This is a genomic window from Mesorhizobium sp. WSM4846 (genome assembly GCF_055811415.1).
Window position 1 is genome coordinate 55,549 of the sequence record NZ_JBVVPZ010000013.1, and the last position, 20,907, is coordinate 76,455.

The following is a 20,907-nucleotide window of genomic DNA, read 5'->3' on the forward strand; positions in this document are numbered from 1 at the left end:
CGCTCCCTCCCCCTTGAGGGGAGGGTGCCGAGCGAAGCGAGGCGGGTGGGGTCGGTTCAGGCCGCGCACTGCCGCAACGACCCCACCCGTCCATCCGCCTTCGGCGGCTGTCCACCCTCCCCTCAAGGGGGGAGGATTGCGCCCCGCCAGGAACCCGCCAATGACCAACGCCCATCCCGAAACGCCGACCGTTCTTTCCCCCACGGCCGAAGCCCCGCTCGAAGGCCTGCCGCCGGGTTTCGGCGACGGCATCGCCGGCAAGGCCGCCTTTCTCATCGCCATCGCCTTCTCCGTCTTCCAGATCTACATCGCCGCCTATGGCAGCCTGCCGAGCCAGGTGGTGCGCGCCATGCATGTCGGCTTCTTGCTGCTGCTCGGCTTCGGCCTGATCGCCAACCTGCGCGCCACAAGCACACCGGCAAAAGCAGCATTCTGGACGCTCGGCCTGCTCGGCTTTGCCACCGGCCTCTACAATTGGGTGTTCTACGCCGATCTCATCCGGCGCTCCGGCTTCCTCACCATCCCGGACCTGATCGTCGGCACGGTGCTGGTCGTGCTGGTCTTCGAGGCCGCGCGGCGGCTGATGGGGCTGCCGCTCGCCCTGATCGCCTTGATCTTTGTCGCCTACGCTTCCTTCGGCAATCACCTGCCGCCGCCCTTCATCCATCGCGGCTATGATTTCGCACAGCTCATCGACACCTTCGCCTTTGGCACCGAAGGCATCTACGGCACGCCGGTCTACGTCTCGGCCGCCTATATCTTCATCTTCGTCGTCTTCGCCGCCTTTCTCGAACGCGCCGGCATGATCGCACTGTTCAACGATTTCGCGCTTGGCCTGGTCGGCACGTGGCGCGGCGGCCCGGCCCAGGTCTGCGTTCTGTCCTCGGCGCTGATGGGCACCATTTCCGGCTCCGGCGTCGCCAATGTGGTGGCCAGCGGCCAGTTCACCATTCCGCTGATGAAGCGCTTCGGCTTCCGTTCGGCTTTCGCCGGCGCGGTCGAGGCGACCTCTTCGATGGGCGGCCAGATCATGCCGCCGGTTATGGGCGCGGTCGCCTTCATCATGGCCGAGACGCTGAACATCCCCTATGCCGAGGTGGTCAAGGCAGCGATCATCCCGGCGCTGCTCTATTTCGGCGCCTGCTTCTGGCAGGTGTACCTGGAAGCCGGCAAGGCCGGCCTGCAGGGCATGGCCAAGGCGGACCTGCCCAATCCGTGGCACGCGGTGAGAAGACATTGGCCGCTGGTGCTGCCGCTGGCCGCGCTCATCTATCTGCTGTTTGCCGGCTATACGCCGATCTTCGCCGGCACCATGGGGCTGGCGCTGACCATCGTGCTCATCCTCGGCACGCCGCTGGCGGCTTTGATCGGGCCGCTTGCCTTTCGCATCGTCTTCTGGCTGGCGCTGGGGCTTGCCGCCGCCTCTTTCATGAGGTTCGGCGTCAACATCCTCAGTTTTGTCATCGCCGGGCTCGTCATCGCATGCGTCACCTTCAGGGGCGGACGCGAGACGCTGCAGATATGCATAGATTCGCTTGCCGAGGGAGCAAAGAACGCGTTGCCGGTCGGCATCGCCTGCGCCATCGTCGGCGTTGTCATCGGCACCTTGACGCTCACCGGCATCGCCTCCACCTTCATCGGCTGGATCATTTCCATCGGCGAGAACAATTTGTTCCTGTCGCTGGTGCTGACGATGCTCACCTGCCTGGTGCTCGGCATGGGCATACCGACGATCCCCAACTACATCATCACTTCGTCGCTGGCCGGGCCGGCGCTGCTGTCACTCGGCGTGCCGCTGGTGGTCAGCCATATGTTCGTCTTCTATTTCGGCATCATGGCCGACCTCACTCCGCCGGTGGCGCTGGCCGCCTTCGCCGCCGCGCCGATGGCCAAGGAGAGCGGCCTCAAGATCGGCATCCAGGCCACCAAGCTTGCCGTCGCCGGCTTCGTCGTGCCGTTCATGGCGGTCTACACCCCGGCGCTGATGCTGCAGGACCCCGGTCCGATCGCCGCCCAGTTCGGTTATCCCGTCGAGGTCGCCTATATCGTCGCCAAGGCCTGCATGGGCATTGCCCTGTGGGGCGCAGCCGCCGTCGGGTTCCTGGCCCGGCGCATGGCCTGGTGGGAACGTCTCGTCGCCTTCGCCGCCGGCGTGCTGCTGGTTGCCGCACTGCCTATCACCGACGAAGCCGGGTGGGCACTCTCTGTCGCCTGGATCGGCTGGCACTGCTGGCGTGCGCGGCAGGCCACCGGCACCGCATGAGCCTCTGTATCCTCGCCGCCGGTAAGACGGTGACGCTCACGGTGGCCGCCTTCACGCTCGCCTGGACGCATTCGGTGGAAAAGACGCATTGGCGGGAGGACTGGAAGGTGACGCCCTCCGGTTTGCAGATCGCCGAGGCACGGATCAAGGGCTCGGGTGCCGGCATGGAACCGCCGGAAGGCTCGGTGCTGCGGGACGGTTGGTGGGTCTATAAACCCAGGATGGCACCGCAGCGGCGCCTTGTGCTCGCGGCCTCCGGCGCGACGGGTGAAGGTTGGACGCTGTGCACGGTTCAGGGCTGCCGCGAACTGGGCAAGGCGGCAGGCGACACGACGGTGCTGGAGCCGTGCGAAGGTTAGAGCCAGCCGCGGTAGCGGACGATCGGCAAAGAGACGATCGGCAGGGGGGTGCGGGACCTCGTCCTCCAGGGCCTTGTCGGATGTCGAGTGCCGGGCACAGCCACATAAGCGGGCCGAAGACGCTCCATCGTTAGCCGCCAAAACCAGATTCCGACTGAGCAAGCCGACCTTCCTCCTTGCGGAAGAATGCTTTGAAAAACAGAATGTCGGAAGCTGAACTGATTGCCCGGGCGATCAACGCGGTTGCGAGCACGGCAAAGATCAGGCGAACGAAAAACACACTGGTGAAGTCTGCACCCAGAGCGATGACAACCAGCGTGTCCTCTATGAGACTGTGGGCAAAGCCCATGAACACGCAAGCGAGGAAGATCTGGCGCGGCTCTACGCTGGTCGTGCGCGCCTCGCGGATCAGCAGTCCCGCGCCATAGGAAATTCCAAGAAACAGACCGACCGCAGTGAACGGCACCGCTTGTGACTGGACGCCGGCAAGGCGAAAGAGCGGCGCAAACCCCTTGTTCAGCCAACCCAGGATGCCCGACATCTTGAGTAGCTCGATCAGCCAGCTTAGTGCGAGGAGAATGACGAGCATGGTTGCCAGGGTTTTGAGCATGCCTGGAAAAAAACTGCTCCAATCAGCGCCTTCGCTCATTGGTATCCACGCCGGCTTCAGCGGCTCGGATAGCCATCCAGTTGCTGCGAATATCTGGTGCAGGAGCACGGCAAGGATCAGTCCGCCGCCAATGCGAAGCGCTGCAGTGACCACGAAGCTTGGCCCAACCTTCTGAATGATGCGTTGTTCAATCGGAATGGCATGCGCAAATAGCAAAAGGGTTGAAAGAACGGTCATGTCGGCAGTGCTTAGCGTCGAAACCGGGGCCAGAGTGAACACGGTCACCACCGCGCCCCAAATTCCCACCAGCAATCCTGTCAGCCAGGCAAGGGCGAGCTCGGGCGGCAGTCCAACCAGCGTCATGAGAGGTCCGAAGAACGGAGAGATCGCCCGGATGACACCAAGATCCTGCAGGATCTGTGTGACTATCGTGACCGGAACGATGATACGAACCAATTCCCAATAGATTTCAATCGTTTCCAGCGTCCTTCGATAGAGGGCGGCCTGCACTGTCATGGCGATGTCTCCGTGATTGACGCCAAATGACTACCGTGAGACGGTTCGCATTTGTGGTCAAAATTTGCGGACTTGTGCAATAAAATTGCAGGCAGACGACGACGGAGGACCGGAATGGATCGGATCGACAGGAAGCTTCTCAAGCTGTTGCAAGAAGACGCTTCGCGCACCAATGCCGACCTGGCGGCGGAGGTCGGGCTTTCGCCCTCCAGCTGCTTGCGCCGCATACGGCGGCTCAAGTCAGTCGGTGTCATCGACCGCGTTGTCGCGCTTCTTGATCCGGCCAAGGCCGGCAGGGGGATGAAGGCTATCGTCACGGTCGAGCTGGAGCGCCACGGCGAGCAGCACATGCGCCGCTTCCTCGAGCTTGCCGCCATGGAACCGGTGGTGATCCAGGCCTACAGCGTGAGCGGCTCGACCGACGCTGTCCTTATGCTGCGCCTGATGGATATGGACGAGTTCGACACTTTGTGCGAGCGGTTGTTCCGCGATCGGACGAATGTGGCGCGGTATTACACCATGTTTGTGATTCGAACCGCCAAGGAGACGACCGCAATCCCGCTCTAGATTTTCGGAGGCCAACTCGGCGGATGGGATCTTGCAGCTACTGGGCGGTCACGCGAGTCTCGGCTGCCTGGTGTCAAACGGCACTTAGCTTGCCGGCGGCGAGATCAAAGCTCCAGAATCTCGAACCCCCAGAATCTCAAAATTTTGGAAATTCAGACCCTTGGCGTTATCGCACGCCGCCTGTCGGCGAGCCCAGGACGTTCCGTGCGATAGGTGGTCGCACGATGATCGGCGGCCGGCCTGCATATCCAGCTATCGTGACGGCTTTCCATGGTCGTCATCAGTGCGCGCTGATGCCGAGCGTGTGGCCGCGGCGTGCGCAAGCGGGGCCTGGGCCGCGCATGTAATAGCGCTCCGGCCGGTAGGTCGGCGCGACGAATTCGCGGATGGCAGCAGCGTAGCCGATGAGGTGCGTCAAGAAGTTCATTTTCCCTGTCCCTGTCCCGATTTCGGATGTCCCTTCCGAATTGCGTGGGATCATAGCGTCGAGGCGTGAATACTCGGTGAACACGATGTTAATCTTTGGTCAAAAAGGCCTTGGTTCGTGGCTGGAATGCGGCTGATTCGGGGTCTTTCCATGCAGTTCGTCGGCATTCCAGCTAGTGTGACTTTTGCATCACATATGTTTCGTTTGGATGTCGCTCCGACGCGCTTGTGTTTCAACTTTGGCCGGTGCCGCGAAATTTCCGTGCTTGCGCAAATTTCCCTGCTTACTCCGGAAAGCCAGGAACCCGTCCGATAGAAGCACGTTGACGCTGAGAGCCGGGACCAACCCCGGCCCAGCGGCTTCCGAGCGGAACCGCCGCCGGAACCCCAACACAGCAAGAACAATGGAAAGGCAAAGCCATGGGTTTCTTTTCGAAAGACATCAAGACGCTGGACGACCTCTTCGTCCACACGCTGCGCGACATCTATTACGCCGAGAAACAGATCGAGAAGTCGCTGCCGAAGATGATCGACAAGGCGACCGATCCGCAGCTGAAAGCCGGCCTGGAGAAGCATCTCGGCCAGACCAAAGGTCATATCGAGCGGGTCGAGAAGGTATTCGAACTGCATGGCGTGAAGGCCAAGACGGTCAACTGTCCGGCCATCGACGGCATCCTCGAGGAAGCCGATGAAGTCAGCGGCGACATCGACGACAAGGACGTTCTCGACGCCGCCCTGATCGCATCCGCGCAGGCGGTCGAGCACTACGAGATAACCCGTTACGGCACGTTGATCGCCTGGGCCAAGCAGCTTGGCCGCACCGACTGCGCCAATGTCCTGGCCAACAACATCAAGGAAGAGCAGGCGACCGACCGCAAGCTCACCGAGATTGCGGAAGCCAAGGTCAACCTTCAGGCCGCCGAGTAGAAGCTCGATCGAGGCAACGCCGGACAACCGGCTTTGCCTCACTTTCCGTACCTGGGCTTCGACCGTACAATGCGCCACGCTCGTTCCAGGGATTGCGCGAGGACAAACCGGCGGAGGAAGTCGTGCAGGAAAAGCCGAAAGCACCCGCTGGCAGGGCCGACAGCAAGGCAAAGCCTGCCAGCGGCAAGGGCGAGACATCCGCCGCTGTCAAATCCACGGAGGCGGCAGACACCGTCATAGAACTTTCTCACCCGGACAAGCTTCTGTGGCCGCAGGAGAAGATATCGAAGCAGGGCCTGCTCGATCATTACGCTTTGGTCTGGCCGCGCATGCAACAATTCGTCGTCAATCGGCCGCTCAGCCTGGTGCGGGCACCGGACGGCGTCAGTGGCCAACGCTTTTTTCAGAAGCATGCCTCCGCGGGCATGCATGACAAGATCGCCAAGATGAAGGATCCGACCGACGGCGAGGAGATCCTGTTTATCCGCGATTTCGACGGTGTCGCTGCCTTGGTCCAGCTCGGCGTGGTCGAGATCCATATCTGGGGCTGCACCATCGACGAACTGGACAAGCCGGACCAGATCATCTTCGATCTCGATCCCGACGAAGGTGTCGACGTGAAAGCGGTGCGCGCGGCGGCGCTCGAAATTCACGGCCGGCTCGATGGACTGTCATTGCCGAATTTCGTCAAGACCTCGGGCGGCAAGGGCTACCATGTCGTCGTGCCGCTGAAACCGTCGGCGGATTGGGATGAGGTGAAGGACTTCGCCCATGATTTCGCCCGTGCCCTCGAGCAGGCCGCCCCTGATCGGTATACAGCGACGCTGTCGAAGAAGGCGCGCACCGGCAAGATCTTCGTCGACTATCTGCGCAACGGCCGCGGCTCGACCACGGTGGCCCCCTATTCGTCGCGCGCCAAGAAGGGCGCCACGGCATCGATGCCGGCGATTTGGGCCGAGGTCGAGGCCGGGTTGGCGCCGAACGCATTTCCGATCGGCGACAAGACGACGCTGAAACAGTTGGCGAAAGCCGATCCCTGGGCGGATTTTTTCAAGCAGGGCAAGCCGCTCAAGCGCGGCTGACAATCAAGCGAGAAACACCCTCTCGAAGGCCTGCTTGCCCATCGGCGAGAAGATTACCGCGCGGCTGTCCTTCTCGCGCCGCGCCCATTTTTCCAGAAGGATCTTATCGAGGATGGCAGCGCCCAGCGTGCCGGCCAGATGCGAGCGCCGCACGCTCCAGTCGAGGCAAGCCCGGCACACCGGTCGTCGCGCCTTGCTCTCGACATCGATGCCGATCGCGGAGAAATGCGAGGCGGCCGACGGCCCGAGCCGGATCTCCTTGTCGTCGCGCAGGAGCACTTGTCGAGCGACTAGACGGTCCAGCATCGCCACGGCCTGCTCGCCGGCGAGATGGTCGTAGCAGACCCGCGCCACGCGCATCGCCGCATCGCGCGGACCCGGCCGCACCCGCTGCGGTCCGACCGCGGCGGCGACGCCGGTGATCGCCTCGATCATGCCAGCCACCTGCGGCCCGGCGAGCCCGTAGTAGCGATGCCGCCCCTGGCTCGCCAGCGTCAGCAGCCCGCCTTCCATCAGTTTCGACAGATGCGAGCTGGCGGTCGGCAGCGACACGCCGGCCTCGAGCGCCAGTTCGCTCGCTGTCAGCGCCGTGCCACCCATCAGTGCGGTCAGCATGTTTGCCCGCGCCGGATCGCCGACCAGGCTGGCGATGCGGGCTATATCTGGTCCTTCACGCATAGTTCGTCCTTCATCGAAGCATGGGCGTCAGATAACCACTATCCTGCGCTGAGATCAAGGAGATGACGATGACCGCAAGAACCGCTTCCCACACCGTGCCTATCAGCCGCTTCGGCCGGCGGCCGTCTCCGTTCATGATCTTGCGCCGGGCGCATCTGCGGCTACTGGCGCGGTGGTATGACCGCCATCTGCAACGCCTCGACCTCGCCGAGATTGACGAGCATCTTTTGCGCGATCTTGGCCTGACGCCACAAGACGTTCGCCGCGAATGCGCGAAATCCTTCTGGCAAGCGTGATCAGCATGGAAAATTGCCTAGCACATAGAACCACAGAAGGTTTCGACACCGCTCGAACTGTCGCCGCAACAAATCAGATTCAGCAAGGAGACAAAAGATGACCATCACCTGCTTCATCCGCTACGAGATCGACCCGTTCGGCAAGGCGGCGTTCGAGGAGTATGCCCGCAACTGGGGCCAGGCGATCCCGCGCTGCGGCGCCGATCTGATCGGCTATTTCGCGCCGCATGAGGGCTCGGCCACGACAGCCTATGCCGCCTATAACATCGACAGCCTGGCGGCTTACGAAGCCTACCGTATCAGGCTCGCCGCCGACCCGGCCGGCAAGGCCAATTACGAGTTCGCCCGGCGTGAAAAATTCATCCTGAAAGAGCATCGGACTTTTTTGAAACTCGCATCCGGGCCGCATGCCTCTCTGGTGAAACTGTGATCGCCGTCATCTTCGAGGTCGAGCCGGCAGCGGGCAAGCGCGACGCTTATCTCGGCCTCGCCGCCGACCTGCGCCCGCTGCTCGACGGCATCGACGGTTTTCTGTCGATCGAGCGCTTCCAGAGCCTTGTCGACCCGAGCCGCATCCTGTCGCTGTCGTTCTGGCGTGACGAGGAAGCGGTGAAAGCCTGGCGCAACACGGAGGAACATAGGCAGGCGCAGAGGGCCGGCCGTGGCGGCATCTTTGCCGACTACCGTCTGCGCATCGCCCACGTCGTGCGCGACTATGGCCTGACCGAACGGGCCGAGGCGCCTGAGGACAGCCGGGCGGCGAACGGGTGAGTGGGGCGGCTCTTCCTTCTCCCCTTGTGGGAGAAGGTGTCGCCGAAGGCGACGGATGAGGGGTGTTCCAGCTTGGCACCGACAGTACTCCGTCCAACACCCCTCTTCCGTCTCGGCGCTGCGCGCCGATCCACCGCCCGGGGCGAGTCACGGGCCTCGCCCGCCCTTCGGCCCCCACAAGGGGAGAAGGCAAGAGGGCTGCTAGGCATTCCCGATCAGCACTCCAGCCGCAAACACCAGCGCGCCGCCCAGCACCACCTGGAAGGTGGCGCGCCAGAACGGCGTCTGCATATAACGGTTCTGCACAAAGGCGATCGCCCACAGTTCGAAGAACACCACCACGACCGCGAGAATTGTCGCGGTCCAGAAATACGGAATGAGGTAGGGCAAGGCGTGACCGAGGCCACCCAGCGCCGTCATCACGCCTGTGGTGATGCCGCGTTTCACCGGCGAGCCGCGGCCCGACAGCTTGCCGTCGTCGGAGGCGACCTCGGTGAAGCCCATCGAGATGCCGGCGCCGATTGAGGCGGCAAGCCCGACCAGGAAGGTCTGGAACGTGTCGTGCGTGGCGAACGCGGCGGCGAAGATCGGCGCCAGCGTCGACACCGATCCGTCCATCAGCCCGGCCAGTCCCGGCTGCACATAGGTCAGGATGAACTGGCGCTGCTCGGCCGCTGCTTCCTCGGCTTTCACCGCGCCCGACACATGCTTTTGCTCCAGCCGCTGCGCCAGCGTCTCGTGGCCCTGTTCGGCCACCGCCAGATTGTCGAGCAGCTTTCGCGTCGAGGCGTCGCTGGTGCGTTTCGCCGCTTCGACATAGAACAGGTAGGCCTGACGCTCCATAGACTCGGCCTGTTGGCGCACATGTTCGATGCCGAGCGGCCGGACCAGCCAGTCGGGCTTGCGCTCGTAATAGCCCTTTACGTGCTCGCGCCGGATCAGCGGAATGCGCTCGCCAAAACGCTCGCGGTGAAGCTCGATCAGCGAGTCGCGATGGCCATCCTCCTCCTCCGCCATTTCCTCGAACACTTTGGCCGAATGCGGAAACCTATCCGCCAGCCCGTCGGCATAGGCGCGGTAGATACGCCCGTCATCCTCTTCGGAAGAGATGGCGAGCGCCAGGATCTCTTGCTCCGAGAGCGACTCGAAGGGACGGCGACCAAAACCGAAAACACGGGAAAGCATGAGAAATCCGCCCTAGTTTAGAATTATTCTAAACTAGAGTTTGGTGCACCGTTGGTCAATCGCTTGTAGCCGGAGGTTCAAATTTATGGTTGCGGGAATCCTCCGCCAGCGCCCTTAATTATTGGCGAATGTTCACCTATATAGTGGGCTTAAGCCAAGCGAAAGGAACCCGGATGCCGGCAAAACAGCCCACCCATGCATTTGACCCGAAACCCGTTCTCGACCTGATCGCCAGCATCGAGGCCGATCTGCAGCGCCTGAAGGGCCTGGTCGAGCAGCAGGTCGAGAAATTCGACCCGGCCAATCCGCACAACAAGGCCCCCGACGGCAAGCTGACCGAGGAGGGCGTCGAATGCTGCTACCGCCTGTTCGACGAGGGCAAGTCGCGCTATTCGGTTGCCCAGCAGATGAAGATATCCTTCGCCGCCGCCACCCATCGCTTCAACACCTGGCGCAAGATGGGCGGCGCCAAACGGCAACGGACGCTTTTGGGGTGAGGAGCGGTCGGCGAGGAGCGCCACTCTCTGCTCGCAATCCACGAATTGTCTCGGTCACATTTTTCCAGTGGTGCGCGGCCTGGTTTTCCGTGCACCATGGGGCGGTTTCATTCTGCAGGACCTCACCATGACCACCCCTCCCCGCATCGCCGATATCCACCGCGCAGCAACGCGATTGTCCGGCCGGATCGTCGAAACGCCGCTGATCGAATCACCGGAACTGAACAAGCGTTTCGACGCCAGGATCCTGTTCAAGCCGGAGACGCTGCAGCGCACCGGCTCGTTCAAGTTCCGCGGCGCCTACAACAAACTGTCGTCGCTGAGCGATGAGCAGCGCAGCCGCGGCGTCGTCGCCTTCTCGTCGGGCAACCACGCGCAAGGCGTCGCCGCGTCGGCGGCGATGTTCGGCGTCAAGGCGGTTATCGCCATGCCCACCGATGCGCCGGCAATGAAGGTCGGCAATGTCAGGAAAATGGGCGCCGAAGTGGTTCCGTTCGACCGGTTTCGCGACGATCGCATGGCGGTGGTTCGCCCGTACATGGAACGGGGCATGGTCCTGGTGCCGCCTTTCGACGACCCGGCCATCATCGCCGGCCAGGGAACGATCGGCCTCGAACTGATGGCGCAGGCGAAAGCACTCGGGGTGAGCCTCGACGCGGTCGTCATCCCCTGCGGCGGCGGCGGCCTGAGCAGCGGCATCTCCATCGCGGTCAAGGACGCCTCGCCGGGCACCGCCGTCTGGGCGGTGGAACCCGAGCATTTCGACGACACCTGTCGTTCACTGGCCAGAGGTGCTCGGGTTTCGATCGAACCCGGCCACACTTCGATCTGCGACGCGCTCCTCACCGCCGAGCCGGGCGCGATCACCTTCGAGATCAACCGCAGGAATCTCGCCGGCGGCATTGCCGTGTCCGACAGAGCGGCGGCACAGGCGATGCGCGACGCCATGGCCCATCTCAAGCTGGTGGTCGAGCCCGGCGGCTGCGTCGGGCTGGCCGCGCTGTCATCGGGCGAGATCGAGCTATCAGGCAAATGCGTCGCCGTGGTGCTGTCCGGCGGCAATGTCGATTTCGGCACCTATGCGGAGATCATGGCAGCGGCTTAGGTGGCGACCGAACCGGCACCATTCAAAAAAGGCTGACACGAAATGAAACTGCTCTTCAGCCGCAATCCCAATCCTCGCCTCGCGGTCGCCGTGGCACGTTATCTCGACGCAAAGCTCGACTTTGAGTTCGCATCGCCCTTCGCTCCCGGGCAGGCTGAGCGATATCGCCCGCTGAATCCCAATCTTTCATTGCCGATACTCGTAGGCTCGGGAAACAGCCTCTGGGAGGCTGACGCCATAGCCTGCCGGCTTTCACGCGACGCGCATTCGGATCTCTGGCGCACCGGCGACGACGAACCCGAGATGATCCGATGGCTCAGTTGGGGTAAAGAGAGCTTCGCAAGAGCTTGCGACGTCGTGCATTTCGAACGCGGCACCAAGCAGCGCTATGGGATTGGCCCGATCGATCAGCACCGGGTTGAGGAGGGGCTGAGAGACTTTCGCACGGCCGCTGCAACACTTGAGGCCGCGCTTTCCGAGCGAGACTGGCTGGTCGAAAACTCGGTCTCCTATGCCGACTTTCGAATGGCGACGTTTCTGCCTTTCAACGATGTCGCCAGATTGCCGCTCGACGATTATCCTTCGGTCAGTCGTTGGTATCGCCAGCTTGAAGAGATCGACGCCTGGCGCGATCCCTTCAAAGGGCTGGATGCGCCTGAATTGCCGCCGGTCCCGGATCAGGCCAGACCGGCATAAAATCTCGATCCGAATGGTCATGCATCCAAGGTGACATCTCGGCCATCGCGTGAGCTATTGAGTTGGATCCTAATCCAGCGTCCGGCGGAACCGCACCAGCGCCACGCCGGCAAACAGCGCCACGAACACGACCAGCCAGCCGATTTCGGTCGCGACCGCCGGCAGGTCGGCGCCCTTCAGCATCACCGCGCGGATGATGCGCAGGAAATGCGTCAGCGGCAGGATCTCGCCGAAGATCTGCGCCCAGCCAGGCATGCCGCGATAGGGGAACATGAAGCCCGACAACAGGATCGACGGCAGGAAGAAGAAGAAGGTGAGCTGCAGTGCCTGCATCTGCGTGCGCGCCATCGTCGAGATGGTGTAGCCGAGCAGCACCAGCGCCAGCACGAAGACCAGAACCGCCGCAAGCAGCAGCGACAACGACCCGGTGAAGGGAACCCCAAACAGCAGCTTGGCCGCCGCCAGCACCACCGCCACTTGCACGGCGCCGACCACCAGATAGGGCAGCACCTTGCCGAGCATGATTTCGAGTGGGCTGGACGGCATCGCCAGAAGGTTTTCCATCGTGCCGCGCTCGGTCTCGCGCGTCAGTGCGATCGAGGTCATCATCACCATCGTCATCTGCAGGATGACGCCGAGCAGGCCGGGCACGATGTTGTATTGCGAGATGCCTTCCGGATTGTAGCGTCGGTGCACAACGACTTCGAGCTGGCCTCGGGCAGCTTCGGCGGCCGTCTCCTGCATGCCGCGCGCCCTGAGCAGCGCCTGGTTGGCAACGGTGCCGAGCGTCGAAATGGCCCCGCTGGCGACTGCCGGGTCGGTCGCATCAGCCTCGATCAGGATTTGCGGCTGGTCGCCGCGCTCGACTCGCCGGGCAAAGTCGGCGGGAATGGTGACGACAAAGGCGACGTCGCCACGCGCCATCAGGAATTCCGCCTCGGCGGCATTTTGCGCGACATGGTCGAAGCGGTAGTAGCCGGTGGTCTGCAGCGCCGAAACCATGGCTCGCGTATAGGGATCGCTGCTCATCGCCACCAGGGCGGCCGGCAGGCTCTTTGGATCGTTGTTGATGGCATAGCCAAACAGCACCAGCTGCATTAGCGGCACGCCCAGCATCATGGCGAAGGTGATGCGGTCGCGCCGCATCTGGATGAACTCCTTGATCAGCAGCGCGCCGAGCCTGGCGAAGGAAAAGACGCTGTTTATCCCGTTTTTCATCCCATATTGTCCTTCGAGCCGGACATGAACTGGATGAACACATCCTCCAGGCTGGTCTCGCCCGGCGTCACCGTGACGCCCTTGTGGTCTTTCTCGACATCGGCGAGCGCAGCCTGAAGCGCCGTCTTGTCGGAGCCGACGACGTGCAGCGTCGCGCCAAACGGCGCCACCTGGTCGACACCGGACCGGCCGCTGAGTGCGGCAGCGACCTGGTCGAGGCGCGGACCCTGCACAACGAAGGTCGTCAGCCCGGCATTCCTGACCACCTCGTCGACCGTGCCGGTGGCCAGCATCCTGCCGTAGGAGATGTAGCCGATGCGATGGCAGCGCTCGGCCTCGTCCATATAGTGGGTGGAGACCAGCACGGTCAGCCCGCCGCTGGCCAGCCGATGGATCTCGTCCCAGAATTCACGCCGCGCCTTCGGATCGACGCCCGCCGTCGGCTCGTCGAGCAGCAGCAATCTGGGCTTGTGCATGATGCAGGCGGCCAGCGCCAGCCGCTGCTTCCAGCCACCGGACAGCGTGCCGGCCAACTGGTCCTTGCGCGAGGTGAGGCCAAGATCCTCCAGCGTCCTGGCGACATGCTCGTTGAGCGGCTTCAACCCATAGAGCCGCGCTACGAATTCCAGGTTTTCGGCGATGGTCAAATCCTCGTAGAACGAGAATTTCTGGGTCATATAGCCGACTTCGCGCTTGATCCTCAGACTGTCGGTGCGGATGTCGAAGCCGAGCACCGTGCCTTCGCCCTCATCCGGCGTCAGCAGGCCGCACATGATGCGGATGGTCGTCGTCTTGCCAGAGCCGTTGGGGCCGAGGAAGCCGACGATCTCGCCCTCGGCCACCGTCATCGTCACATGGTCGACGACGGTCTTGTCACCAAAACGCTTGACCAGGCCGTGGACGTCGATGACGTTCATTTGCCGATATCCGCCAGTTCGACATCAACGATCTGCCCCGGTTGCAGCGCGCCGGCGTCGCCCTCCGGCCGCGCCTCGACCAGATAGACCAGCTTCTGCCGGGTCTCGAGCGAGTAGATCACCGGCGGCGTGAATTCCGGGTCCGGCGACACGTAGCTGACGCGAGCCTTCACGTCCGGCCCGCAGCCGTCGCAATGGACGTTGAGCAGCGTGCCGACTTCCACCGACGAGAACGCGCTTTCCGGCACATAGACGCTGAGCTTCACCGCGCCGTCCGGCAGAATCGAAATGACCGGGGCGGTCGGCCCGGCGGTGTCGCCGGGATAGCGGATCACATCGTTGATGCGGCCGGGCGAAGGCGCCGCCAGCACACGCTTCGACAGCCGCCAGCGCGCCTGCTCCAGCGCCGATTGCGCCTGCCTGACCTGATTGTCGGCGGCCTTGATCGTCTCGGGCCGCGCCGGCAGGCCTCCGACAGCGAGATTGGCTTCCGCCTGGCCGAGCTGCGCGTTGGCAGTTTCCAGCGACGCCGAAGCCGTATCATAATCGGCCTGGGTGCCGGTGCCGCGTTTGAACAAATCGCTGGCGCGGGTGTATCTGCGTTTGGCGTCGGCGGCTTGCGCCTTGGCCATGTCGACCTGCGCCTTGAGCACCTCAATCTCTTCCGGCCGCTTGCCGACCTGCAGGTCGGCAAGTTGCGCCTGGGCCTGGGCAAGGGCCGCCTCGGCTTGCGCGACGGCTATTTTTGCGTCGGCGCTTTCCAGCGTCACCACTGGCGTGCCCGGCGCGACGCGATCGCCGCGCTTGACCGAAATCGTCTCGACCTGCGCCACCTCGATCGGCGCGAGCAGCACATAGTCGCCCTCGACATAGCCGACGGCGAGCGGCGCCGCCGGTGCGCAGGTGCTGAAAAGCAGGGCGGCGAGCGGCACAGAGCAGAGGAAACTCATGATCTACGATCCTTCCGGTCGGTTAAGTGACGCCGAGCCAAAATCGCGCCGAGATTATCCGTCACTGCCGCCGCGATCTTGGTGGCCTCGGCGTCGCCGATCGCGCGCCAGCCCATGCGGCGCATCACCGCCTCGCGGCCGATGCGGAAATAGACGACCTGGCCGATCAGCGTGAACACGGTGAGTCGGGTAGCCTCGCTTTCGGCCGCCTCGCCCGTCGCCTGCTCCCAGATCAGGCAGAGCCGTCGATGCGTCGGCTCGAACACGCCGTCATAGATGCGGTCGAGTGCCGCCGTCGGATGCGACAGCTCACGCAGGACAAACTGCACGATCTCGCCGGCCTCCGGCCTTGCCACGATGAAAGCCACCATCCGCTCCAGCGCGGTGAACAGTTGTGCCCGCGCCGCTTCGGGGTCGCCCGTTTCTGGTTCGCCCGTTTCTGATTCGCTTGAGCCCTGCAGATTGCCGATCGCCTGGCCGGCAATGGTCTGGATCGTGTCGACGATATAGTCGGCCGCAGCGGTGCGAAGCCCTTCCTTGCCGCCGAAATGATAGGCGATCGAGCCGATATTGGCCCTGGCCTCAGCCGCGATCTCGCGCGTCGAGGTGCCGTCAAAACCCTGGCGTCCGAACAGCTTCAGCGCTGCGCGAACAAGTGCCGCGCGCGTCATCTCGGCGGGGGATGCCTCCCGGCGCGGAATTTTGGCGTTTGTCGCTTTGCTCATGATCCGCTGTTTAATCAATCGAATGATTAAAGTCAAGTCTTGCCGATCTCCACCTGTCGATCTCCACCTTGCCATCTCCATCCGCACGCGCTTTAGTGTGGAGCCATGGTCAAGGAAATCGAGCGCAAGTTCCTGGTCTCCGGCGATGGCTGGCGGGATCTGGTCGAAGCGGACATCCGCATTCGCCAGTTCTATCTCGTTGCCGCGCCCGACCGCTCGGTCCGCGTGCGTATCAGCGACGGCGCCTCGGCAAAGCTGACGCTCAAATTCGGCAGCAAGGCCCGCGAACGCGACGAATTCGAATATCCGATCCTTCTGGCGGATGCGGAAGAGATGCTGGCCTTCGCAATCGGTCGTGTCATCGAGAAGACACGCCACCATGTTAGGCATCGCGGCCATCTCTATGAAGTCGATGTCTTCGGCGGGATGCTCAGCGGTCTGGTGGTCGCCGAGCTTGAGACGCCGCAGGACGTGCAGGGCGAAATGCTGCCAGATTGGCTCGGCCGCGAAGTCACCGGCGAGCACAGGTTCTACAACGCGTCGCTCGCCCTCGAGGGGATTCCGGAGATTGCCGCATGAGCTATCGCATCGATCCGCGCCTGCCGTTGACCGGCGAGGTCAGGCGCATCCTCGCTGAGGAGATCGGCAAGGCGCTCGTCCATCTGGACGCGGCGCATGACAGGCCGGAGCAGGCGCTGCACAAATGCCGCAGGCGGCTGAAGAAGGTGCGTGCCTTGCTGCGCCTGGTCCGTCCCGGAGACGAAACATTTTGCAGTACCGAGAACCAATGCTACCGAGAGGTGGCTGCCCTGCTTGCCGGCCCGCGCGAGGCGACCGCGCTGGTTGAAACCATCGACCGGCTGGCAAAAAACTTTCCCGAGCAAAGCGCCGGCGGCGGTCTCGATGCCGTTCGCGACACGCTGGTGGCGCGCCAGCACCAATTGCATGGTGGAGTTGGCCTCGGCGCCGCGATAGCTGCCGCGACTGCCGCTTGCGAGCATGGCATCAGCCGCATCGATACTCTGGTCTTGCCCGACCAGCCCGAACAGGCCGCCGATGTGCTTGCCGAAGGCGCCCGCATCACTCTGCGTCGCGCCAGAAAGGCGCTGGACAAGGCGGGCTCCCGCGGTGATGCCGACGATTTCCACGATCTGCGCAAGGTGGCAAAGACTCACGGCATGCATCTGTCGCTGCTTGGAAGGCTGTGGCCGACGCCGATCAAGGCACGGCGCAAGGCGGTCGACGAACTTGGCGAAAAGCTGGGCGAACTGCATGATGTGTTCGTCTTGCGCACGCTTCTCGAGGCCCACGACCGGCCGCTCGGCTCTCCCCAGGAAACGCGACTGCTGAGCAAGCTGTTGAAGCGCTCGGAGAAAAGCCTGAAAAAGACCTGTCTTGCGGCGGCAGCCGACCTGTTCGGCGACAGGCCCAGGCGCTCGACAAAAAAACTCGCGCGCAAGGCGCGCACCGATCTGGCCGCCGCGCCGCACGAAGACGCCAGCGCGCCCGGCGCCGCTGCCTGACGCGGTGCTTGCGTCCGTCCGACATCGCTGACGACGAGGAGAGGGTTAGACCTCTCCCGGCGCGGCATTCTTCAACTGCGCTCGCGCGTCCCTGATCGAGGCGGCGTATGTCACCAGCGGCCGTTTGACGCCGTGGTTGATCAGCATGCGGCGTGTCTGCGGCGAAGCGCCTGATATGATGAAGCGCACGCCGGCGCGCCTCGCCTTGTGGGCAGCGCTCTCGATGACGTTGGCCGCCGTTGAATCGAAGAATGGCACGGCCGAGCAGTCGAGGATGAAGTTCTTGCGCTGGTCGGCGATGCGGTCCAGCACCGTGGCGACGGTCGAGGCGGCGCCGAAGAAGAAGGCGCCGGAAATCCGGTAGACGACGGTGTCGGCATCGCTGGCTTCGCTGGAATCGTATGCGCTGGCGGCGCCGGTTCTGTCGGCGACATCGTCCTGCACCAGTCCCTGATCCGGCTCAACCGCAATGCTCTTGGCCATGCGGTCGATGAACAGGATCGAGCCCAGCGCGAAGCCGACGATGATGCCTTCGGTGAGATCACGGAAGATGACGATCAGGAAAGTCGCCATCAGCACCAGCGCGTCGCCGCGCGAGGCACGCAGCAGCGTGGCAAAGGCCTGCTTCTCAAACATGTTCCAGCACACCACCGCCAGCACGCCGGCAAGGGCTGCAAGCGGGATGTAACTGGCCAGCGGCGCCGCCACCAGCATCAGGGCAAGCAGGAGGGCCGAGTGGATCATGCCCGATACCGGTCCATGCGCGCCGGCCCGCACATTGGTCGCGGTGCGGGCTATGGTGCCGGTGGTGCAAATGCCGCCGAACAGGGCGGACGCGATGTTGGCGAAGCCTTGCGCCACGAGTTCGCAGTTGGAGCGGTGCCGCCTTCCTGTCATGCCGTCGGCGACCACCGCCGACAGCAGCGATTCGATCGCGCCGAGCAGCGCAAAGGCTAGGGCGTCCGGCAGGACGTCGATCATCCTGTCGAAGCTGATCGGCGGAAAGGCCGGCATTTGCAGGCTGCGCGGGATACCGCCGAAGCGCGTGCCGATCGTTTCGGCAGGCAGAGAAAACAGCGCCACGACAAGCGACGCCAGACCGATGGCGATCAGCATGGCGGGCCATTTCGGCCGCCACCGTTTCATCAGGGCAATGGCGACGATGGTCAGCAGAGCGACGAAGGTGGCGGCGAGATTGATCGTGCCGGCCGCCTCGCCGATCGCCATCAGCTTCGGCACCAGCGGTCCAGGTTCTTTGCCGGCGAGTTTTAGCCCGAACAGCTCGACGATCTGGCCGGAGAAGATGATGATGGCGATGCCGGCGGTGAAGCCGACGGTCACCGGATAAGGAATGAATTTGATGTAGGTGCCAAGCCTGAGGTAGCCGATGACGAGCAGCAAGACGCCGGCCATCATCGTCGCCAGCAGCAACCCGTCGACGCCGACCCGTGCCACGGTTGCCGCCATCAGCACGATAAAGGCGCCCGCCGGCCCGCCGATCTGGAAACGGCTGCCGCCCAGAGCCGAGACGAGAAAACCGCCAATGATGGAAGTGTAGAGCCCGCGCTCCGGAGACACGCCCGATGCGATCGCGATCGCCATCGACAGCGGCAGCGCCACGATGGCCACGGTCAGTCCGGCGATGGCATCGGCCTTGAAGTGCTCTGATGTGTAGCCTTCGCGCAGCACCGTCGCCAGCTTCGGCGTGAACAGTTCGGAAAATGTCGGCTGCGCCGGTTGATGAATTGCCCGCTGGGTTCGATGCATGGACTGCCTTCCGCTCCTGATGCATGCCGCCAAAAAGTGCACAGCGGCCACGCATAAAACCAAGCAGGCGGCGGGATCGTCGGCAGGACTGTCGGCGGTCGCCGTCGCGACTCTATTTCGGCTCAGCCTGGCGGGTTCTGCGGCACGACCGGCTTGAGGCGCACCCCCCTGCCGCCGCGCTCGCTGGCCTGGTTCTCGCCGATCAGCTCCACGCCGGCCCGGTCGAGGGCCTGGATGACCTTCATCAGCGTATCGACCACGCCCCTGACCACGCCGTCGCTCGCTTCCATGCGCTGAATGGTTGGAAGCGAAACCCCGGCGCGCTCGGCGAGCGTCTTCTGATCGATGCCGGCCAGAGCCCTTGCGGCGCGCATCTGCGCGGCAGTGATCATCGGCTAAAAACCCCCGCCTGAGTCTGCATTCCATGTATAATACCATCATTGTGATGGTTCAAGCATCATCATGCACATGTCAGACATGTGCACACCAGGCTGTTTGCATCCTGGCGAGCCTGCGCGCCCGCTGGGCCAGCACGCCCCAGCCGCCGCAACTTAGAGGAGAATTGGCGCAGCGTCGTTCGGAAGGGGCGGTTCAGGCGCCGGCGGTCTGCCCGCGCCATCGCTGGAACGCCCATGCGACCAGCCAACACAGCATCGCCCAGGCGAAGCCGGCGCACCAGCCGGCCAGCACGTCCGATGGCCAATGAACGCCGAGATAGACGCGGCTGATGCCGACGAGCAGTGCTGTCAGCACGGCAAGTGCCAGCACATAGATCTTGGTCGTTCGCCCAGGCAGGAAACGCGACGCCATGCTGCCCAGCGTCAAATATGTCACCGCCGACAGCATCGCATGGCCGCTTGGAAACGAAAGCGTCGCCACGTCGGCTAGATGCGAGACCAGGTCGGGGCGCGGCCGATCGATTCCGAGCTTCAGCGTGCTCGACAGGGCCTGCCCGCCCGCCACCGCGACGAAGACCAGAAACGCTGCTCCCGGCTTGTGGATCAGCAGCAGATAGACGATCACCGCCGCTGTGATCAGCCCGAGCACGATGGCGCTGCCGAGGCTGGTGATGTCGCGCATCGCCCCTTCCAGCCATGGCGGTCCGATCGGATTGTCGGGCTGTCCCGTTTCACGGAAGGCGAGCATGATTTCCGTGTCGAAGGCGTGCGGCGTGGTGTCCCGCGCCACCTCCATCAGCTCCTCGAACCCCCACAGCCCGCCGGCGATGACCAGTCCGGCCAAAAGCACCGGGAATTCGATCCAGTTGAGCAGCTTGTTTGCGGTATTCTTCATCGGGCCAATCGTCCTACAGCGCCGCGCGTCCTTTTGGACGCGCAAAGGACGCTGTAGCACTTTGATTTGGCGCATGATCCTTTCCGAAATCGATTCCGATTTTCGGGGTCATGCGCAACTACAGTTTTTGCAGATAGGGTCCGAGCGTGATCAGCGCCACCGCTGCGACGGCGAGCACGATGCCGGTCGCCTGCAACGAATTGACGCGCTCGCCGAAGAACACCAGTGCCACCACGTTCACCGAAACCAGTTGGATCACCGCCGACAGGCTGAACGACACCGACATGCCGAATTCACGGATCAGCCTCAGCATGATCAGATTGCCCGCTGAATAGAGCGCCAGAGTCAGAACGATCTTGCCGAGGCTCGGCGCCAGCCCCCATTGCTTGGCCGCCGTCGCCGCCAGCAGGAAGATCACCGTCGAAATGCCGAGCTGCCCCAGTCCCCAGAAACTCACTTTTTTGTTCCTCCCGACGCAGTGCTTCCGCGCCTGCCGCAGATCTTGTTTCGGAAGCGTCGGTCGCGGTCAAGCGGCC

24 protein-coding genes and 1 pseudogene are annotated in these 20,907 nt (G+C 63.4%); 13 read left to right on the forward strand and 12 right to left on the reverse strand.

Going from position 1 to position 20,907, the window contains the following annotated elements; translation table 11 throughout:
- The first annotated feature begins 160 nt into the window (after positions 1-160).
- Both AC0L15_RS13710 and AC0L15_RS13715 read left to right on the forward strand, forming a co-directional pair.
- Positions 161-2,263: a TRAP transporter permease gene (locus AC0L15_RS13710; RefSeq protein ID WP_473496482.1), complete on the forward strand. Its 2,103-nt coding sequence runs from the start codon at positions 161-163 to the stop codon at positions 2,261-2,263.
- The gene (locus AC0L15_RS13715) at positions 2,260-2,622 is read left to right on the forward strand and encodes a DUF1850 domain-containing protein (RefSeq protein ID WP_128185152.1); all 363 of its coding nucleotides are present in this window, start codon (positions 2,260-2,262) and stop codon (positions 2,620-2,622) included. Before AC0L15_RS13710 ends, AC0L15_RS13715 begins: the two co-directional genes overlap by 4 nt.
- Before the next feature lie 130 nt (positions 2,623-2,752).
- On the opposite strand, the gene AC0L15_RS13720 is transcribed toward AC0L15_RS13715, so the two are convergent.
- On the reverse strand, positions 2,753-3,748 hold the full coding sequence (locus AC0L15_RS13720; RefSeq protein ID WP_473496483.1) for a nucleoside recognition domain-containing protein: 996 nt from the start codon (positions 3,746-3,748) through the stop codon (positions 2,753-2,755).
- A gap of 114 nt (positions 3,749-3,862) precedes the next feature.
- On the opposite strand from AC0L15_RS13720, the gene AC0L15_RS13725 reads away from it, so the two are divergent.
- Positions 3,863-4,315, forward strand: coding sequence for an Lrp/AsnC family transcriptional regulator (locus tag AC0L15_RS13725; RefSeq protein WP_128169302.1), 453 nt, complete (start codon positions 3,863-3,865; stop codon positions 4,313-4,315).
- Between the two features lie 280 nt (positions 4,316-4,595).
- On the opposite strand, the gene AC0L15_RS13730 is transcribed toward AC0L15_RS13725, so the two are convergent.
- Positions 4,596-4,742 (reverse strand): hypothetical protein, encoded by a 147-nt coding sequence (locus AC0L15_RS13730; protein ID WP_023801394.1) that lies wholly within the window; start codon positions 4,740-4,742, stop codon positions 4,596-4,598.
- Positions 4,743-5,161: 419 nt separating this feature from the next.
- On the opposite strand from AC0L15_RS13730, the gene AC0L15_RS13735 reads away from it, so the two are divergent.
- Together AC0L15_RS13735 and ligD are read left to right on the forward strand one after the other, a co-directional pair.
- On the forward strand, positions 5,162-5,668 hold the full coding sequence (locus AC0L15_RS13735; RefSeq protein WP_027154740.1) for a YciE/YciF ferroxidase family protein: 507 nt from the start codon (positions 5,162-5,164) through the stop codon (positions 5,666-5,668).
- Positions 5,669-5,728: 60 nt separating this feature from the next.
- Positions 5,729-6,750: pseudogene (ligD, locus tag AC0L15_RS13740) on the forward strand (DNA ligase D); the annotation flags it as partial.
- A 3-nt stretch (positions 6,751-6,753) separates the two neighbouring features.
- Here the strand turns inward: ligD and AC0L15_RS13745 are convergent.
- Positions 6,754-7,428: an ArsR/SmtB family transcription factor gene (locus tag AC0L15_RS13745; RefSeq protein ID WP_473496484.1), complete on the reverse strand. Its 675-nt coding sequence runs from the start codon at positions 7,426-7,428 to the stop codon at positions 6,754-6,756.
- Between the two features lie 68 nt (positions 7,429-7,496).
- On the opposite strand from AC0L15_RS13745, the gene AC0L15_RS13750 reads away from it, so the two are divergent.
- The 3 genes from AC0L15_RS13750 (at position 7,497) to AC0L15_RS13760 (ending at position 8,495) form a co-directional block, all read left to right on the forward strand.
- Complete coding sequence (locus tag AC0L15_RS13750) at positions 7,497-7,724, forward strand: DUF1127 domain-containing protein (protein WP_473496485.1); 228 nt, start codon at positions 7,497-7,499, stop codon at positions 7,722-7,724.
- A 97-nt stretch (positions 7,725-7,821) separates the two neighbouring features.
- The gene (locus AC0L15_RS13755) at positions 7,822-8,154 is read left to right on the forward strand and encodes an NIPSNAP family protein (RefSeq protein ID WP_023801398.1); all 333 of its coding nucleotides are present in this window, start codon (positions 7,822-7,824) and stop codon (positions 8,152-8,154) included.
- The gene (locus AC0L15_RS13760) at positions 8,151-8,495 is read left to right on the forward strand and encodes an antibiotic biosynthesis monooxygenase family protein (protein WP_023801399.1); all 345 of its coding nucleotides are present in this window, start codon (positions 8,151-8,153) and stop codon (positions 8,493-8,495) included. Before AC0L15_RS13755 ends, AC0L15_RS13760 begins: the two co-directional genes overlap by 4 nt.
- A gap of 201 nt (positions 8,496-8,696) precedes the next feature.
- Here the strand turns inward: AC0L15_RS13760 and mbfA are convergent, their stop codons facing one another.
- Positions 8,697-9,680 carry an iron exporter MbfA gene (mbfA, locus tag AC0L15_RS13765; RefSeq protein WP_287237768.1) on the reverse strand — a complete coding sequence of 328 codons (984 nt, stop codon included), beginning with the start codon at positions 9,678-9,680 and terminating at the stop codon, positions 8,697-8,699.
- Between the two features lie 173 nt (positions 9,681-9,853).
- Here mbfA and AC0L15_RS13770 point away from each other — a divergent pair, with 173 nt between their 5' ends.
- The 3 genes from AC0L15_RS13770 (at position 9,854) to AC0L15_RS13780 (ending at position 11,978) form a co-directional block, all read left to right on the forward strand.
- A complete protein-coding gene (locus AC0L15_RS13770) occupies positions 9,854-10,177 on the forward strand; it encodes a hypothetical protein (protein WP_023801401.1) in 324 nt (107 codons plus the stop codon).
- 127 nt (positions 10,178-10,304) lie between these two features.
- Entirely contained in the window at positions 10,305-11,282 is a 978-nt protein-coding gene (locus AC0L15_RS13775) for a threonine/serine dehydratase (RefSeq protein WP_473496486.1), read from the forward strand.
- 42 nt (positions 11,283-11,324) lie between these two features.
- Entirely contained in the window at positions 11,325-11,978 is a 654-nt protein-coding gene (locus AC0L15_RS13780) for a glutathione S-transferase family protein (protein WP_023801403.1), read from the forward strand.
- A 69-nt stretch (positions 11,979-12,047) separates the two neighbouring features.
- Here the strand turns inward: AC0L15_RS13780 and AC0L15_RS13785 are convergent, their stop codons facing one another.
- Genes AC0L15_RS13785 through AC0L15_RS13800 form a run of 4 tightly spaced genes read right to left on the reverse strand, consistent with a single transcriptional unit; the run spans position 12,048 to position 15,788 of the window.
- On the reverse strand, positions 12,048-13,184 hold the full coding sequence (locus tag AC0L15_RS13785; RefSeq protein ID WP_023801404.1) for an ABC transporter permease: 1,137 nt from the start codon (positions 13,182-13,184) through the stop codon (positions 12,048-12,050).
- Positions 13,185-13,192: 8 nt separating this feature from the next.
- Complete coding sequence (locus AC0L15_RS13790; protein WP_091591967.1) at positions 13,193-14,113, reverse strand: ABC transporter ATP-binding protein; 921 nt, start codon at positions 14,111-14,113, stop codon at positions 13,193-13,195.
- Positions 14,110-15,063 (reverse strand): HlyD family secretion protein, encoded by a 954-nt coding sequence (locus AC0L15_RS13795; RefSeq protein ID WP_023801406.1) that lies wholly within the window; start codon positions 15,061-15,063, stop codon positions 14,110-14,112. Before AC0L15_RS13795 ends, AC0L15_RS13790 begins: the two co-directional genes overlap by 4 nt.
- Positions 15,060-15,788, reverse strand: a complete 729-nt coding sequence (locus AC0L15_RS13800) for a CerR family C-terminal domain-containing protein (protein WP_473496487.1) — start codon at positions 15,786-15,788, stop codon at positions 15,060-15,062. The genes AC0L15_RS13795 and AC0L15_RS13800 overlap by 4 nt, the downstream gene beginning before the upstream one ends.
- Before the next feature lie 105 nt (positions 15,789-15,893).
- Between AC0L15_RS13800 and AC0L15_RS13805 the strand changes: the two genes are divergently transcribed.
- On the forward strand, positions 15,894-16,367 hold the full coding sequence (locus tag AC0L15_RS13805) for a CYTH domain-containing protein (RefSeq protein ID WP_128245702.1): 474 nt from the start codon (positions 15,894-15,896) through the stop codon (positions 16,365-16,367).
- On the forward strand, positions 16,364-17,311 hold the full coding sequence (locus AC0L15_RS13810) for a CHAD domain-containing protein (protein ID WP_473496488.1): 948 nt from the start codon (positions 16,364-16,366) through the stop codon (positions 17,309-17,311). The genes AC0L15_RS13805 and AC0L15_RS13810 overlap by 4 nt, the downstream gene beginning before the upstream one ends.
- 45 nt (positions 17,312-17,356) lie before the next feature.
- Here the strand turns inward: AC0L15_RS13810 and AC0L15_RS13815 are convergent, their stop codons facing one another.
- The 4 genes from AC0L15_RS13815 to AC0L15_RS13830 all read right to left on the reverse strand — a co-directional run bounded on the left by AC0L15_RS13815 (position 17,357) and on the right by AC0L15_RS13830 (position 20,828).
- Entirely contained in the window at positions 17,357-19,078 is a 1,722-nt protein-coding gene (locus AC0L15_RS13815) for a SulP family inorganic anion transporter (protein ID WP_473496489.1), read from the reverse strand.
- Positions 19,079-19,200: 122 nt separating this feature from the next.
- Positions 19,201-19,470: a helix-turn-helix domain-containing protein gene (locus tag AC0L15_RS13820; RefSeq protein WP_023801411.1), complete on the reverse strand. Its 270-nt coding sequence runs from the start codon at positions 19,468-19,470 to the stop codon at positions 19,201-19,203.
- A gap of 199 nt (positions 19,471-19,669) precedes the next feature.
- The gene (locus AC0L15_RS13825; RefSeq protein ID WP_473496490.1) at positions 19,670-20,371 is read right to left on the reverse strand and encodes a phosphatase PAP2 family protein; all 702 of its coding nucleotides are present in this window, start codon (positions 20,369-20,371) and stop codon (positions 19,670-19,672) included.
- 118 nt (positions 20,372-20,489) lie between these two features.
- On the reverse strand, positions 20,490-20,828 hold the full coding sequence (locus tag AC0L15_RS13830) for a hypothetical protein (protein ID WP_027154722.1): 339 nt from the start codon (positions 20,826-20,828) through the stop codon (positions 20,490-20,492).
- Positions 20,829-20,907 lie beyond the last annotated feature (79 nt).

Bases quoted from the DNA above. Each gene is read 5' to 3' on its own strand.
- AC0L15_RS13770 (WP_023801401.1), top strand. From the start codon at position 9,854: ATGCCGGCAAAACAGCCCACCCATGCATTTGACCCGAAACCCGTTCTC.
- AC0L15_RS13725 (WP_128169302.1), top strand. From the start codon at position 3,863: ATGGATCGGATCGACAGGAAGCTTCTCAAGCTGTTGCAAGAAGACGCT.
- AC0L15_RS13745 (WP_473496484.1), bottom strand. From the start codon at position 7,428: ATGCGTGAAGGACCAGATATAGCCCGCATCGCCAGCCTGGTCGGCGAT.
- AC0L15_RS13750 (WP_473496485.1), top strand. From the start codon at position 7,497: ATGACCGCAAGAACCGCTTCCCACACCGTGCCTATCAGCCGCTTCGGC.
- AC0L15_RS13710 (WP_473496482.1), top strand. From the start codon at position 161: ATGACCAACGCCCATCCCGAAACGCCGACCGTTCTTTCCCCCACGGCC.
- AC0L15_RS13735 (WP_027154740.1), top strand. From the start codon at position 5,162: ATGGGTTTCTTTTCGAAAGACATCAAGACGCTGGACGACCTCTTCGTC.
- AC0L15_RS13825 (WP_473496490.1), bottom strand. From the start codon at position 20,371: ATGAAGAATACCGCAAACAAGCTGCTCAACTGGATCGAATTCCCGGTG.
- AC0L15_RS13815 (WP_473496489.1), bottom strand. From the start codon at position 19,078: ATGCATCGAACCCAGCGGGCAATTCATCAACCGGCGCAGCCGACATTT.
- AC0L15_RS13820 (WP_023801411.1), bottom strand. From the start codon at position 19,470: ATGATCACTGCCGCGCAGATGCGCGCCGCAAGGGCTCTGGCCGGCATC.
- AC0L15_RS13795 (WP_023801406.1), bottom strand. From the start codon at position 15,063: ATGAGTTTCCTCTGCTCTGTGCCGCTCGCCGCCCTGCTTTTCAGCACC.
- AC0L15_RS13790 (WP_091591967.1), bottom strand. From the start codon at position 14,113: ATGAACGTCATCGACGTCCACGGCCTGGTCAAGCGTTTTGGTGACAAG.
- AC0L15_RS13805 (WP_128245702.1), top strand. From the start codon at position 15,894: ATGGTCAAGGAAATCGAGCGCAAGTTCCTGGTCTCCGGCGATGGCTGG.
- AC0L15_RS13780 (WP_023801403.1), top strand. From the start codon at position 11,325: ATGAAACTGCTCTTCAGCCGCAATCCCAATCCTCGCCTCGCGGTCGCC.
- AC0L15_RS13775 (WP_473496486.1), top strand. From the start codon at position 10,305: ATGACCACCCCTCCCCGCATCGCCGATATCCACCGCGCAGCAACGCGA.
- mbfA (WP_287237768.1), bottom strand. From the start codon at position 9,680: ATGCTTTCCCGTGTTTTCGGTTTTGGTCGCCGTCCCTTCGAGTCGCTC.
- AC0L15_RS13810 (WP_473496488.1), top strand. From the start codon at position 16,364: ATGAGCTATCGCATCGATCCGCGCCTGCCGTTGACCGGCGAGGTCAGG.
- AC0L15_RS13755 (WP_023801398.1), top strand. From the start codon at position 7,822: ATGACCATCACCTGCTTCATCCGCTACGAGATCGACCCGTTCGGCAAG.
- AC0L15_RS13720 (WP_473496483.1), bottom strand. From the start codon at position 3,748: ATGACAGTGCAGGCCGCCCTCTATCGAAGGACGCTGGAAACGATTGAA.
- AC0L15_RS13800 (WP_473496487.1), bottom strand. From the start codon at position 15,788: ATGAGCAAAGCGACAAACGCCAAAATTCCGCGCCGGGAGGCATCCCCC.
- AC0L15_RS13730 (WP_023801394.1), bottom strand. From the start codon at position 4,742: ATGAACTTCTTGACGCACCTCATCGGCTACGCTGCTGCCATCCGCGAA.
- AC0L15_RS13715 (WP_128185152.1), top strand. From the start codon at position 2,260: ATGAGCCTCTGTATCCTCGCCGCCGGTAAGACGGTGACGCTCACGGTG.